The 14689-nt window shown below is 43.2% G+C and carries 14 protein-coding genes and 1 pseudogene; 14 read left to right on the top strand and 1 reads right to left on the bottom strand.

Annotated features, from left to right (window positions below):
- The 9 genes and pseudogenes from gpAD87_RS32160 to gpAD87_RS11605 form a co-directional block, all read left to right on the top strand.
- A partial coding sequence (locus tag gpAD87_RS32160; RefSeq protein WP_197521409.1) for an ABC transporter permease occupies positions 1-583 on the top strand: 583 nt, incomplete at its 5' end.
- A gap of 32 nt (positions 584-615) precedes the next feature.
- The gene (locus tag gpAD87_RS11640) at positions 616-1977 is read left to right on the top strand and encodes an LLM class flavin-dependent oxidoreductase (RefSeq protein WP_064638501.1); all 1362 of its coding nucleotides are present in this window, start codon (positions 616-618) and stop codon (positions 1975-1977) included.
- A 238-nt stretch (positions 1978-2215) separates the two neighbouring features.
- Entirely contained in the window at positions 2216-2746 is a 531-nt protein-coding gene (locus gpAD87_RS11635) for a sigma-70 family RNA polymerase sigma factor (protein ID WP_064638500.1), read from the top strand.
- A complete protein-coding gene (locus gpAD87_RS11630; protein ID WP_064638498.1) occupies positions 2743-3594 on the top strand; it encodes a hypothetical protein in 852 nt (283 codons plus the stop codon). The genes gpAD87_RS11635 and gpAD87_RS11630 overlap by 4 nt, the downstream gene beginning before the upstream one ends.
- Before the next feature lie 225 nt (positions 3595-3819).
- Positions 3820-5001, top strand: a complete 1182-nt coding sequence (alr, locus tag gpAD87_RS11625) for an alanine racemase (RefSeq protein ID WP_064638496.1) — start codon at positions 3820-3822, stop codon at positions 4999-5001.
- Positions 4967-5772: pseudogene (locus gpAD87_RS32975) on the top strand (D-alanyl-D-alanine carboxypeptidase family protein). Before alr ends, gpAD87_RS32975 begins: the two are co-directional and overlap by 35 nt.
- A 54-nt stretch (positions 5773-5826) precedes the next feature.
- The gene (gene vanG, locus gpAD87_RS11615; RefSeq protein ID WP_064638494.1) at positions 5827-6879 is read left to right on the top strand and encodes a D-alanine--D-serine ligase VanG; all 1053 of its coding nucleotides are present in this window, start codon (positions 5827-5829) and stop codon (positions 6877-6879) included.
- 137 nt (positions 6880-7016) lie between these two features.
- The gene (locus gpAD87_RS11610; protein WP_064638493.1) at positions 7017-7631 is read left to right on the top strand and encodes a TetR/AcrR family transcriptional regulator; all 615 of its coding nucleotides are present in this window, start codon (positions 7017-7019) and stop codon (positions 7629-7631) included.
- Positions 7632-7676: 45 nt separating this feature from the next.
- Positions 7677-8642, top strand: coding sequence for an alpha/beta hydrolase (locus gpAD87_RS11605; protein ID WP_064640868.1), 966 nt, complete (start codon positions 7677-7679; stop codon positions 8640-8642).
- 78 nt (positions 8643-8720) lie between these two features.
- Here gpAD87_RS11605 and metE read toward each other — a convergent pair whose 3' ends face one another.
- Positions 8721-11012, bottom strand: coding sequence for a 5-methyltetrahydropteroyltriglutamate--homocysteine S-methyltransferase (gene metE, locus gpAD87_RS11600; RefSeq protein ID WP_064638491.1), 2292 nt, complete (start codon positions 11010-11012; stop codon positions 8721-8723).
- Positions 11013-11242: 230 nt separating this feature from the next.
- On the opposite strand from metE, the gene gpAD87_RS11595 reads away from it, so the two are divergent.
- The 5 genes from gpAD87_RS11595 to gpAD87_RS11575 all read left to right on the top strand — a co-directional run bounded on the left by gpAD87_RS11595 (position 11243) and on the right by gpAD87_RS11575 (position 14616).
- Positions 11243-11563, top strand: a complete 321-nt coding sequence (locus gpAD87_RS11595; RefSeq protein WP_064638490.1) for a DMT family transporter — start codon at positions 11243-11245, stop codon at positions 11561-11563.
- Positions 11564-11584: 21 nt separating this feature from the next.
- Entirely contained in the window at positions 11585-11935 is a 351-nt protein-coding gene (locus gpAD87_RS11590) for a DMT family transporter (RefSeq protein ID WP_064638489.1), read from the top strand.
- A 28-nt stretch (positions 11936-11963) separates the two neighbouring features.
- The gene (locus gpAD87_RS11585; RefSeq protein ID WP_157258452.1) at positions 11964-12503 is read left to right on the top strand and encodes a TetR/AcrR family transcriptional regulator; all 540 of its coding nucleotides are present in this window, start codon (positions 11964-11966) and stop codon (positions 12501-12503) included.
- A gap of 58 nt (positions 12504-12561) precedes the next feature.
- On the top strand, positions 12562-13527 hold the full coding sequence (locus gpAD87_RS11580; protein WP_064638487.1) for an MBL fold metallo-hydrolase: 966 nt from the start codon (positions 12562-12564) through the stop codon (positions 13525-13527).
- A gap of 243 nt (positions 13528-13770) precedes the next feature.
- Positions 13771-14616: an AraC family transcriptional regulator gene (locus gpAD87_RS11575; protein ID WP_197521406.1), complete on the top strand. Its 846-nt coding sequence runs from the start codon at positions 13771-13773 to the stop codon at positions 14614-14616.
- Positions 14617-14689: the final 73 nt, after the last annotated feature.

Here is a 14689-nt window from a genome sequence, read left to right as displayed (position 1 = left end):
CTCCTATCGAGCGGGCTTGGGTTTTCTGCTTGGAACAGCTACGGGGCTCATGCTAGGCCTATCCACAGGGCTTGGAAAATTGGCGGAGCGCACACTTGACCCTTCATTACAGATGCTGCGGATGATCCCGCTCCTTTCCCTCATTCCATTATTCATTTTATGGTTTGGTGTAGGAGAGTTTTCAAAAATTCTAATGATTTCGCTAGGCGCGTTTTTTCCTGTTTATGTGAATACATTTCTCGGTATACGAAATGTTGATATGAAGCTGATTGAAGTCTCCCGGATTTACCAGTATTCAAGATGGGAGCTACTTGGCAAGCTCATTATCCCTGCGGCACTTCCTAATATTCTGCTAGGAGTGAGACTGTCTTTGGGCGCGGCGTGGCTAGTCCTTGTTGTTGCTGAAATGATGGGAACCAGTGCAGGCGTCGGTTACATGATACAGGATGCTCGTGCTTACTCACAAACGGATATTGTATTTGTCGGTATTTTAGTCTTTGCGGTTGTAGGCAAGCTCTCGGATTCGGCTGTGCGACTGCTTGAAGACAGATGGCTAAGCTGGCGAGATACGTTCAAGGGATAATCCAAAAATGGAAACAAGAAGGGAAGATATATATGGGGACTAGACAAGAGCAGCTTCATCTAGGGGCATTCATTTATTATACAGGTCATCATCACTATGGCTGGCGCCGCTCGGATTCAGGAGCTGAAAAGATTTTTGACTATAAGTTTTACCGATCCATCGCACAGACGGCTGAACGTGGGAAGTTTGATATGATGTTTCTGGCTGATCTTCTCTATGTAATGGGCGCTGATCAATCGGCTGCAGGGATGCTGGACCCGCTAACGCTCCTGTCGGCATTGGCTACGGATACAGAAAAGCTGGGTTTGACCGCCACGGTGTCGACTACCTATAACGAGCCGTATAACGTAGCTCGAAAATTTGCCACATTGGACCATATCAGTGAAGGACGCGCAGGATGGAATATCGTGACCTCCCAATTGGATGTTGAAGCAAATAACTATGGACGAACAGAGCATCCCGAGCATGGGCTTCGATATAAAATGGCCCGGGAATTTGTCGAAGTAGCCACTCTGCTCTGGGATAGTTGGGAAGATCAATCCTTAATTGTGGATCGACAGGCTGGACTATTTGCAGACCCATCTAAATTAAAAGAAGTTTCATATAAAGGACAGTGGTATTCTACCCAAGGTACGATCAATGTACCTCGTTCGCCGCAAGGATACCCTGTACTCATCCAAGCTGGATCATCCGGACCGGGACAGGATTTTGCTGCCAACTATGGTGAAGTGATTTTCACGGCCCAACAGTCTCTGAATGCTGCGAAAGAGTTCTATAATAACGTCAAATCCAAACTCGCACTTTATGGGCGCGAACAAGGCAGCATGAAAATAATGCCTGGTTTATCACCGATTTTGGCTAAGACGGAGCAGGAAGCTCAGCGAAAATATCAAGAACTGCAGGAGTTGATCCCTCCGGCAGCCGCAGTAGGGATGTTATCCGGGATGCTTAAGTTTGACCTTTCGGAATATCCTGTTGAGGGCCAACTGCCCAACATTCCTGATCCGGTGGAAGCTTCCAATGGCATGAAAAGCCGGGTACAGCTGATTATGGACATGGCACGAAAAGATAAGTTGTCCATTCTCGAGCTGGGTCGGAGGCTGATAGGGGCAAGAGGGCACATGCAGTTTGTCGGCACCTATGAACAACTGGCTGATTTGATGCAACAATGGTTTGAAGAATATGGTTGCGACGGATTTAACATCATGCCACCCGTTCTGCCGGGAGATTTGAATGAATTTGTGGATCATGTGGTTCCAATTCTTCAAGCACGTGGACTCTTCCGCACGGATTATACGGGCAGCACGCTTCGTGATCATCTTGGGCTGGATCGCCCGGGTATAAGTCATTTTCAAAAAGAGAACACGTTAGATAAGACCTCCATAACAATATGAAAACACCTGTTTCAGTCTGTTTTCAATTGCTGGTCTTCCTAATGAAGAAAGAGAAAAGAAGTCGCCTATTGGCGGCTTTTTTCGTTTGGGACGTTATAAGTTCTTGTTCCCAGATAAAAAAAATTAAAAATTCATCTTCTTTTAAAACTATTTTCGACTCTCAGCTGTCTAACATGCGAAACAACATACAAAGTAAGCTTTATTAAAAATGCGGCAATAATCAAAATATACAGTCGCAATGGGGGTGGACAAACTGAGTAAGGAAAGTACAGCACTAACTGAACAGCAGTTCAGTGATCGTCTGGAGGCATGTAAAGAAAAGCTTTATCGCTTCGCGTTCTCTTATGTGAAAAATGAACAGGAAGCCTTGGAAATTATATCTGAGGCATCTTATAAAGGTTTTCTATCTTATGAAAAAGTGAAAAGTCCTGATTATTTCGAAACCTGGATGACCCGGATCGTCATCAACTGTTCTCTGGATCACATCAGACGAAAGAAGAAATACACGTATATGGAAGACAGTACAATACCGTTTGCAGCCGAGGAGAGTCCCATGGGGCTTGAAGAGCAATGGGATTTATACGAAGCACTTGATCATCTGCATCCCGAAGATAGGGCATTTATCATTTTGAAATTTTTCCAAGATCAGCGATTCAAGGATATGGCGGAGGTACTGTCCCTGCCGGAAAGCACGGTGAAGACCAGGTTCTATAAGATCTTAAACAAACTCAAAAAACATCTGACCAAGGAAGAGGTTGATTTTACATGACAGGAAAAGAACGATATGAACAGATCAATATCCCATCCGGCCTTTCCGGAGTTATTCAGCAAGCCCGTCAGCGCGCACGAAACCAAAAGCGAAGAAAAATGATGATCTGGCGTAGTTCCTCCCTGGTTGCTGCCTGTGCTGCGGTGATGATAACAGCTAACGTACCAGGTGTAGCCAAGGCATTATCCGATGTACCTGTAATAGGTTCTGTTGTCAAAATTTTGCAAGTTGGTGGTGGCGGGGAGCGCACAGATGGGGTTTCGGTTACAACGACCAAAGAATCGGATACACTAAACATTAATTTTCAGATCGATGGTGAACAGATCACCTCTGCTCCATCGTATACTGTGGATCACAAAGAAGGGCCGAATCGCTTGATCTTCACCTTCAACGGGGTACGTCATCTGGATTATGACAAGCTGGAGAAGGATATTAAAGCACTTAAGAATGTAAAAGATGTCTATCAAAATATCATTTTGGATGATTCCGCGATTGGCTTTGTGGTTGAACTTAAGGATGATGTGGATTATTCCGTGTCAGAGTATCAGCAACCTGGATATATTCAGTTGAAGCTTTCTTCCGACGGGAAGTCAACACAAGCGCATGAACTTTTCTTCGTGCGAAGCGAAGACATGGAGCAGGGTGAAGCACTGGCCATGTTGGCTGAGCAGTATTCTGCAGATGGGAGCAGCGTTGTGCAGACCCAAAATGGAACATTCACCGTCGTTATGGGTGCCTTCGATAACCGTGCAGATGCAGAGAAACACCTTAAAGAATTTACTGACCGGGAAGACTATAGCGAACCACTGCATGTCGACAGCTGGATGAGTAATGAAAATCCTCAATAATGGAAGAAGCCTGCCCTAGCGCAGGCTTTTTTTGTTGTAACTATGAGATGTGGAGATGTGTAATCTTACATCGTTGTCAGTTTTGTGTAAGTTTGATCGATAGGAGCTGAAGTGGCCTTAATATACACTTAAAACAATTCAACGCACTACATTCACACCTTTAGGAGGCCAAACAATGAAAAGTGCATATGCGGATCTACTGAAAATATTAAGTAAAAACAAGCTATCTATTCGGTTGAGGAGATCATTCGGATTTACCGAGATACTTGGGCTGAAATAGATTTAACGCAAATTCGCAAAAATATCATAGAGATCCGCAAATTTCTACCACGTTCGACCAAACTAATGGCCGTTGTTAAAGCAAATGCATACGGGCATGGAGATATCGAGACAGCCAAAGAAGCAGTAGAGGCAGGCGCGGATTATTTAGCGTGTGCCTTCATTGAAGAAGCCATCCGTCTAAGGGATGCGGGCTTAAAACAACCGATTCTTATTTTGACTCCGATTCGTCCTGAACTTGTACCTTTGGCTCTGGAACATGATTTGATGCTTACCGTTACACAAGCGTCTTGGTTTCAGGAGATGAGAAAATACAAGCCTGTTCATACCCCGCATAAGTTATCTGTGCATGTGAAAATGGATACTGGACTTGGGCGAATCGGTATACGCACGCAAGAAGAGTGGCAAGAAATGGTTCCTTGGCTCAGAGCATCAGATGTAGTAGTCGACGGGTTCTATACCCACTTCGCGACTGCAGGTGAGGCAGACAACTGTTATCTACAGCTTCAGATTCAACGCTTCCTGGAAATGAAAGAGTGGAGCAGTATATCGCGGATTCCGATCAATCATTATCACTGTGCGGGAAGTGTAGCAGCACTTCGATTCCCGGAATTGTGCATGGATATGGCTCGAATAGGAGCTGCAATCTATGGCTTTTATCCGGAAAAATTAGTGCCTAACATCCAACTAAAGCCAGCATTCAGTTTACACAGTAGACTCTTGCAAACGAAAAGATTAAAAAAAGGCGAATATGTGGGTTACAACAATGCTTATCAAACAGACTCAGATCAATGGATCGGAACAGTGCCTATCGGCTATGCCGATGGATGGTCGCAGAGAATGCAAAATACGGAGGTGTTGGTGGAAGGGGTTCGTGCAGAAATTATAGGAAAAATCTCCATGGATCAATTGATGGTCAAGCTTCCCATATATTTTCCGGAAGGATCAAAGGTGACCTTCATTGGCTATTCAGGTGAGGAGGAAATTCCGATTCAAGCACTGGCCAATCATATCGGTGGTGTATCTCAAGAAATAACAAGTTCCATCACGGACAGAGTATTGCGAATTTATAAAGAAGGTGGGGAAGTTCATCATGAAATCACGGGAAGTCGTACAAAAACATATTGAAATCAGCATAAGTAACGAAGAACGATTTCAAGGGCACTTAGTGTTAATAAATGATCAAAACCCAATCAGAAGGCAAGTACAAGTCCAACAACTAGAGTCATTGGATTCCTTGCCTTCAATAAAGAAGTTAAATAAGGAGATGCTTCTGGAGAAGCAGTGTTTCAATCAATTTCATGCTCTGCTTAAAGCCTGTGGGGGGACGGATGAAATTGTCGCCGTCAGCGCATATCGAACAAAAGAAGATCAAGTCCAGATCTATCAAGATTGTTTGATAGAACAGGGTTCGGAATATACTTCCAAATACGTAGCCTTGCCTGACCATAGTAACACCAAACGGGGTTGGCTATCGATGTGGGTAAATTGAAATCGAATATCGATTTTATTGCTCCTTCCTTTCCGGACACGGGCATTTACAAGTCCTTCAGACAACATGCCATACAATTCGGTTTTATCCTTCGATATAAACAAGAAAAAGAATCGATCACTCGTATTGCTTATGAGCCCTGGCATTTTAGATATGTAGGATATCCCCATTCCAAAATCATGGAAGAAAACAATCTATGTTTAGAGGAGTACATCGATTTTGTACAGCAATATCGGTACTCTGGAGAGCAGCTTACGATTAAAGAAAAGGACATGACAATCCAGATATATTATGTTTCCGCGGATAAAGGGACATCTAGCCATATCCCGATCTTGAGCTGTGATTCTTATCGCATATCAGGGACGAATCGTGAAGGATTCATTGTTACGACTTTCTCCAAAAATTAAGTTATAGCAATAAGGATGATTTAGATTCATATCACATTTTAGGAGGCTTTTACGATGCAGAAGAAGTCGATTGCGGTATTGTTTGGCGGATGTTCAGGGGAGTATAACGTTTCTTTGAGCTCAGCCGCTTCAGTGATTGAAAATTTGGATACCGAAAAATACAATCTTGTGTTAATTGGAATTACAGAACAAGGTTCTTGGCTCAGATATAGTGGAACGGTTGAGGATATTCGCAATGATCGGTGGCATTTGCATCCGAGTTGTATCCCATCCTTTTTCTCGCCTAGCAGAGAAGTCAAAGGACTCATTGAGCTAGTTCATACGGAATATCATGTAACAACGATTGATGTTGTGTTTCCAGTGCTTCACGGCAAATACGGTGAGGATGGAACCTTGCAAGGCTTATTGGAACTGTCGGGCATACCGTTTGTTGGATGTGGCATGTTATCCTCTGCTTTGTGTATGGACAAGGAACTGGCTCATAAACTGGTGCAGGCAGCAGGCATAGATACGCCGCGTTCCCTTACAATACATAGGAGTGAACGGAAGGAAGAAGTGTTATCAGAAGCAGAAGCACTGGGTTACCCACTCTTTGTTAAGCCGGCTAGATCAGGATCATCATTAGGCATATCGAAGGTGAACAATAGGCAAGAGTTGATTACTGGAATTGAACACGCCTTCATACACGACAGCAAAGTTGTCATTGAGCAAAATATTAATGGTTTTGAAGTGGGGTGTGCTGTATTGGGCAATTCTGATCCCATAATCGGCATGATTGATGAGATTGAACTACAAGGGCACTTTTTTGACTTCTCAGAAAAGTACTCCTTGATCAGTTCGAAGATTCACTTGCCAGCCCGCATTGATGAGGACACTGCAATGAATGTTAAAGAGAGCGCCCTGACTATTTATAAAACGCTTGGGTGCAGAGGGTTTGCGCGAGTAGATATGTTCCTTTCCACTGACGGAAGAATGGTGTTCAATGAGGTCAACACGATACCTGGTTTCACATCGAATTCCCGCTATCCTAATATGCTCCAAGCTAGTGGTATGACTTATGCGAATATTCTTAACCAGCTCATAGAGCTCGCCATTGATGAGAACTGAGAGCGGCCAAATGGAACATAAAACTGAAAAGAAATATTTGATTACCCATTGTGTAATAATACACAATGGGTAATAGTATTATCATGAAGGAATGAAGACTAAATCTACCCTAACAGAAGGGCGGGCATTATTTAGCGATGAATAAACCAAGTTTGCGTGATATCAAAAGAGAGGCAACCACCAAAGCGCTGGCCAGCGCAGCGTTTGAACTTGCGGTTGAGCGGGGATTGGACGGATTCATTATCGATGATCTCGTTCAAAGGGCTGGGTACTCCAGAAAAACGTTTGCCAACCATTTCTCTTGTAAAGAAGAAGCGATAGCCATGGCGGCAATACTTACAACAGACCATTACGATGACGAGCCATTCAATGAAATTACACAAGAAAACATACTGCCGTTGGATGCTCTATATGTATTGATAAAGAGATCACTAACCGCAGAGTATGTTTCTAAAATGCGTCAACTCGTATCGCTTTCCAAACAGTACCCGACGCTAGAACCCTATCTTCTCAGCGTGCTTTCTCGTTTGCAAGCTACGGCTCAGGAAACACTAACCGATTTATCCCAGGGACGGTATCCCCAAGGATACTCTCATCTTCTTTCGGGGGCTGTATATGGCGCTGTCCTCGCGATATTCGACGGAAGTATCAACGTGCTGCTTCCAGGGCAAGGGGCAACGGATTCTCCTGGGGAGATGACGCTGGATCAATATTTGGATGACATGTTCAACTACTTGCGAACCGGATTTTAGAAAACTCCTGAAAGGATGGGGAACATGATAAGAGTTACAACTAAAATGATTGATAAACAATTAAGATTGAAAGGCAAACTTATTGATTTATTAATGAAATCTTCTCATGAAGAAAAGTGGCTTAACTCGATGAGGAAAATCAAAAAAAGATCGGATTCAACAGCGGGGAAAGACATCGACGGTTTACAGTGTAGTGAAGAATGGATACCACGTACAAGTAATGGCTCCAAGATACGTGTTCGAATTTATAAACCTCTACATGCCAAAGGTAATGCGCCAGGTGTTCTTTGGATACATGGAGGGGGATATGCCATGGGAAACCCGGAGCAATTCGGGGCAACCTACAAAAAATTAATTGATGCAGGGAACTGTGTAGTCTTTGCACCAGATTATCAATTATCGATTGATACTCCCTATCCAGCAGCTTTAAATGATTGTTATGATACCCTTTTATGGATGAAAAGCCATGTGAAAGAACTTGGGATTAGAGAGGATCAACTCATGGTAGGCGGAGAGAGCGCTGGAGGGGGTCTAACCGCTGCACTTACTCTTTACGCCAGAGATAAGGGAGAAGTAAACATTGCATTTCAAATGCCGCTGTATCCCATGATCGATGATAGAATGATTACTGAATCCGCTAAGGACAATAATGCCCCCATTTGGAACTCTGATTATAATCAGTGGGCTTGGAAATTGTATCTTGGCGAATTGGTAGGGAAGGATGTACCTCCCTATGCGGCTGCTGCCCGAGCTACCGACTACAGCAATCTTCCTCCGACAGTCACTTTTGTTGGTGATTTGGAACCATTTCGAGACGAAACGATTCAGTATGTAGAAAACTTAAGAAAAGCAGGTGTACCTGTTGATTTCGAACTCTACAAAGGCTGCTATCATGGCTTTGATATCATTCAACCCAATGCAGAAGTGAGTAAAAAGGCAGTTTCAGTTTTTATTCAATCATTTAAATATGCAGTGGATCATTATTTTGCTGAGCAGACAGCGAAAAGATGATATTAAAAGGCGGACATTCCATAGCATAGGAATGTCCGCCTTTTATAAACGAATTCTTGAATTATTTATCTATTCAACTTAAACCGTTGCTGCAACGTGCTTTTCACGAGCAATCTTGGTTGCATCAACCATGTTGCGCAAGGAAGCAACGGTTTCTTCGAGTCCACGAGTTTTGAGACCGCAATCCGGATTAATCCAGAACAGTTTAGGGTCCAATACACGCAAGGCGCGTTCGATCATGCTTGTCATTTCATCCACACTTGGAACACGTGGGCTATGGATATCGTATACGCCAAGTCCAATGCCCAGTTTATAAGTGTTCAACTCAAAGCTGTGAATCAGTTCACCGTGACTGCGGGATGTCTCGATCGAAATAACATCGGCATCCATCGCTTCGATGGAATCAATCATGTCATGGAATTCGCAATAGCACATATGTGTGTGAATTTGAGTTGTCTCTTGAACCGTGCAAGTAGAGATACGGAAAGCTTTGACAGCCCAAGCCAGATAATCGGCTTGCTCGTTTTCCTTCAACGGCAGTCCTTCGCGAACTGCAGGCTCGTCGACCTGGATCATGCCAATACCTGCCTGCTCCAGTGCTTCGACTTCTTGTCTCAGTGCATACGCCAATTGATATGCGATATGCTCGCGCGGAATGTCTTCCCGTACAAATGACCAGTTCATGATGGTGATCGGTCCAGTCAGCATACCTTTTACAGGACGTTGTGTCTGGGACTGTGCATATTTGGTTTCTTCAACGGTCATTTCTCCGGTAAATGCAACGTCTCCGAAAATAATTGGTGGTTTTACGCAACGGGAACCGTATGATTGAACCCATCCGAATTGTGTAAAGGCAAACCCTGCAAGTTTTTCGCCAAAGAACTCTACCATGTCGGTACGCTCAAACTCACCATGTACGAGAACATCGATCTCGATCTCTTCCTGAATTTTGATCCAGATATCAATTTGATCCCGGATGAAGGCAGCATACTGCTCATTGTTCAACTCACCCTTACGCCACAATTGACGTGCTTTACGCACTTCTGCGGATTGTGGGAAGCTGCCGATAGTCGTTGTCGGGAAAAGTGGCAATTTCCATTTGTTCTGCTGCGCGATATGACGCTCGGCAAACGGTCGGGAACGTTCCGGCTGTTGAACGCTGAGTGTTGCCACGGCTTCTTGAACAGCAACACGATTGCGCTCTTCGGATTGCTGGAGAGCCTGGATCGTACGATCGGAATTTTCAATTTCAGCGATGATTCCAGCATTTCTTGAAGTCAATGCTTTCGTCAACAGAACGATCTCGTCCAATTTTTCATCTGCAAATGCCAGAGCATTTTTCAGTTCGGATGTGAGTTTAGTTTCACGCTCTGTCGTTACCGGAACATGAAGCAAACTGCATGAGGATTGCACGATTAAACGTTCAGGTGTCACGAGTTCAGCCAGTTCATCCAACAGCTTCAGTTTTCCTGGCAAAGAGGCTTTCCAGATACCACGGCCGTCAATAACCCCAGCACCCAAAACTTTATCCGCTGGGAAACCGGACGCTTGAATGGACTGAATGTTACCCGTAGCTCCATGTACAAAATCAAGTCCGATACCTTGAACCGGTAGGGCAACAATGTTGTTATAGTTCTCTACGGATTCAAAGTAGGTTTGCAGCATAATGTTCAGACCTGGTACAGCAGATGCAAACGTCTCATAAATTTTACTCAGCAGCTCTAGGTCAGCATCACTTGTTTTGGTAACGAGGATTGGCTCGTCAATCTGTACCCACTGAACTCCTTCATTTGCAAGCTCTTGAAGCACCTGTACATAGAGCGGAAGCAAGCGGTCCAGCCAAGCGTTCGTTTCGGATTTATCATATCCTTTGGACAGCTTCAGGAAAGTTAACGGTCCAACAAGAACCGGTTTTCCTTCAATACCGAGCTTCTCTTTAGCTTCGCGATAAGCAATAAGTGGTTTATTTTCCGTAAGGGCAGGGGAAGCACCGTCCAGTTCAGGCACGATATAGTGATAGTTCGTGTTAAACCATTTTGTCATTTCACTTGCTGCTGCATCTTTCGTTCCCCGTGCAATTCCGTAATAGACGGACAAAGGTACAGCGCCACCGTCATATGCAAACCGTTTTGGAACAATTCCGAACATAACGGCAGTATCCAGAATGTGATCATAGTAACTGAAATCATTGACAGGAATAAGATCGATACCTTTTTCTTGCTGCTTGCGCAGGTGATCTAACCGAATCTCCTGCAATTTTGCTTGAAAATCTGTTTCTTCGAGCTTACCTGACCAGAATGCCTCCAAGGCTTTCTTCCATTCCCGATCCGCACCAATTCGTGGATATCCCAATACACTGCTTTTTGCCATGACGTAAAACTCCTCTACAATATGTTACCAAAAAGTTATCACATATCCGGAGTTATAATGTAATTCCATTAAGTTATATCTAGCTATAGCCTATGGCTATACCGGTATGGCATGAAAGTAATTAATATTGGCAAACATCAAGTTATTATAAAACTTTACAAAAAACCGTCCAGACGGTATAGTTAACTGGAAGTTGAATAACGTTATGTATGTGCGAGGAGGAATGAGAGATGGTTGCATATTTTTTATTAGGTTTAGCGATTGTATCTGAAGTTTTTGGTAGTTCCATGATGAAATTATCAAACGGCTTCCAAAAGAAACTTCCGATAGTAGGATTGATTTTGGGTATGGGTACAGCGTTCTTTTGTCTTTCTCTGGCTTTAAAAACCATTCCGCTTGGTACCGCATATGCAACGTGGTCGGGTGTAGGAACTGCCCTTACAGCACTCGTTGGCATAGTGTTTTATAAAGAGAGCGTGAACGTCAGAAAAATCTCAGCATTAATTCTAATCATTGCTGGGGTTGTGATTATGAAATTGGCTCATAGCTGAGCAAGAATGGAGGAATGAATAATGAAAGGTTATTTTGCACTGGGCATTGCCATCATTGCTGAGGTTTTCGGTACTACCATGTTAAAATTGTCGGATGGATTCACGAATCTGTTACCTTCCATTGGACTTGTTGTTGGCATGTCGTTATCGTTTTATTTTTTGACAATGTGTTTGAAAACCATTCCTTTGAGCACGGCTTACGCCATATGGGCAGGTGTAGGGACAGCAATAACCGCCTTGTTGGGCGTCATTTTATGGAAAGATCCTTTCAACATGCTCTCGGGAATCGGACTTATGATGGTTATCGGGGGTGTAGTACTTTTAAACTTTTCCAAAAGTCCATCCAAATCATCAAACGCAAGTCCGTTTTAAATAAACGTACATGAAGGGGGTCATCTGTTTGAGAAGTAATTCAAGACGTCATGAGCTTTTGGCATCAGCATCACATATTGTCGAACATTTGGGCATGGAGAAATTGACGTTGGAAGCTGTTGCTAAACATGCGGGAGTAAGCAAGGGCGGATTGCTTCATCATTTTCCCAATAAGGAAGCCATCGTTACTGCCATGATCGAGGAATTCGGGGATACGTTTTTCTCTGAACTACAGCAGAAATCAAGCGAAAGCAACGAAGTCGGGAAATGGAGCAGGGCTTATATCGAAACGACCTTCCATGATCCCCAAACGACTGCAGCTTTGAGTACGGCGCTTTTGGCCGTGTTATTCTCGAAGCCCGAATTACTTGCAGTGTACAATAAAAAAAATAATGTTCTTCAAGAAGAAATTTTAAACGATGGCATTGATCCGGTGAATGCTGCTATTATCAAGTTAGCAACAGATGGGTTATGGTTTTCAGAGATTTTCGGAGTTGGAATCTTGGATCAGGATATTCGAGATCAAGTAGAAGAAAGACTAATGAAGATGTCTTTCGAAGCAAAATGAGAATGCTCGTATCAACTCTTTTTTTCATAGTTGAAATCAGAAAGGAGAGGTATCCATAATGCGTGGAATAGGGGCATTCACAGGTTCAAGGCATTTCCGATTGAATGAGGTTACTGAGGGTGTGTTTGCTGCGATTGCAGTTCCTGGTACAGGTTCATTGGGCAATGCCACAATCGTTGATTTAGGCGATGAAACGCTAGTTGTAGACACATTCACGACGATACAGGCTGCAGAGGATTTGCAGGCAGCCGCTGAGTACCTCACGGGTAGAAAGGCTTCTTATGTAATCAACACACATTGGCATAGTGACCACACATGTGGCAATCAAGTATTTGACCCTTCAGCTCAGATTATTTCCACATCGATTACTCGCGAAATTATGGATACTTTTGTAAGGAACAGGATAACGCAGCAGTTGGCAAAACCTGAAGCGATATATGATGCTATAGACGAACTCGATGAGCAAATACAACGAGAGACAAACGAAAAGTTAAGACAGGAAATGCAATGGGATAATGCCAGTGATCGTGAATATATGAAGATGCTCCCCGATCTGGTATATTCATTACCGAACTTAACTTTTGATCAGCAGATGACTATTCATGGCAGTAAGCGCAGTGTTGAACTTATTACTTTTGGCGGAGGTCATACTCAAAGCGATGCCCTGGTGTTTATTCCGAAAGACAGAATTGCGATAATGGGGGATCTGGTGTTATCTAAACATCATCCGGTTCTCATGTATGCTAATCCTCAGCAATGGCTGGATATTTTGAACGAAGTCGAACAGCTGGATATAGAAATCATCGTACCGGGGCATGGAGAAATATGCTCATTGAACGCACTACATGAAGTCAAAGCCTACATAACGGATCTATTGGAAATCGTGACCGATGCGGCTCAAAGAAACCAAAGCTTGGACGGAATTACTGTACCATCAGCCTATCAGGAATGGTTCTTTACTACGTATTTCAAGTCCAATTTGCAAAGCATCCATGAGTGGATCAAGAAAAGTGGTAAAAATTGAATCTGACACCCTACCACTGTATTGCGGTCACTTGTGCAGCCGGTTATAAAGAAATTAAATCAATTTTAGGGCTCCTTAACAAATGTTGGGGAGATTTTTTTCGTTTTTTTAATCGTTTTTTTATCTCGATTAGAAGGGACAGCTATACTTGATGCATAATAATGATAACTAGATCATTGTTGAACTGGAAAATGTGGAAAGGGTGATTTGATGGGTGTACCTACTTTTCTTGAAACAGGTCATATGACTGAAGGTTTTCCAATCAAGGTAATTCATACCGAGGAACAGTTTAATTTTGCCGCACACTGGCATGAAGAGGTTGAATTGGTTGTAGTCAATGGGAAAAGCGCGAGAATTGGCGTTAATAACCATGTATTTGACCTTGAAAACGGAGACGTGCTGATTATTAAACCGGGAGACATTCACTGTTTCTTGCCAGGTACAGATCATTTAACTATTATCCTGTTTCGGCTGGAGTTATTAACGGGAAGCTTCACAACCGAAAAAGAAACCCATGACCTGGGGGAGCTTTTCAACAAAACGACGGTCATCCCGTCCAACCTTTGTAATGAGAAAAATCTTGGGAAATATATAGATGCTTTAGCGAATGAAGAGAAAGATCAACAGGCGGGGTATCGCTGGTTAATGGTTGCCAGATTATATGATCTCATCGTTCATATGCTGCGCACAAAGGCACCGATTACAGATGAATTAACTTCAGGATGGCCCTGTACGCCTTCCAAAAAATTTGAATTTCTCGAATCGGTCTGTGAATACCTCGAGGAGCACTACGCTGAACCCGTCAAACTGGATCAAGTCGCGGAGCACATTAAATTCAGCAAGTTTCACGTATGTAAATTGTTTAAAGAGATCAAAGGAATCACACTGATGGAATACCTGAATCATTTTCGAATAATCAAATCGGAATGGGCGTTATTGTTCCGCGAAGAATCCATTCTGGATATTGCCATTGGTCATGGGTTCAACAATGTGAACTCATACAACCGTCTGTTCAAAAAATATAATGATTGTACCCCTTCCGAATTTCGCAAGAAGCATCGTACAAATATCACAACATATGAAGGATGATTCACAATATTTGGGGAGAAAGCCTTCTCCAAAATCCATATACTCTAATAAATTGTAAGCGTTTCCTTTTTGA

The sequence above is a fragment of the Paenibacillus sp. AD87 genome (assembly GCF_001659845.1).
In the GTDB taxonomy this organism is placed as follows: Bacteria; Bacillota; Bacilli; order Paenibacillales; family Paenibacillaceae; genus Paenibacillus; species Paenibacillus marchantiae.
The sequence above is the reverse complement of the archived record's forward strand: the minus strand, read 5'-3'. Positions and strand labels throughout refer to the sequence as shown.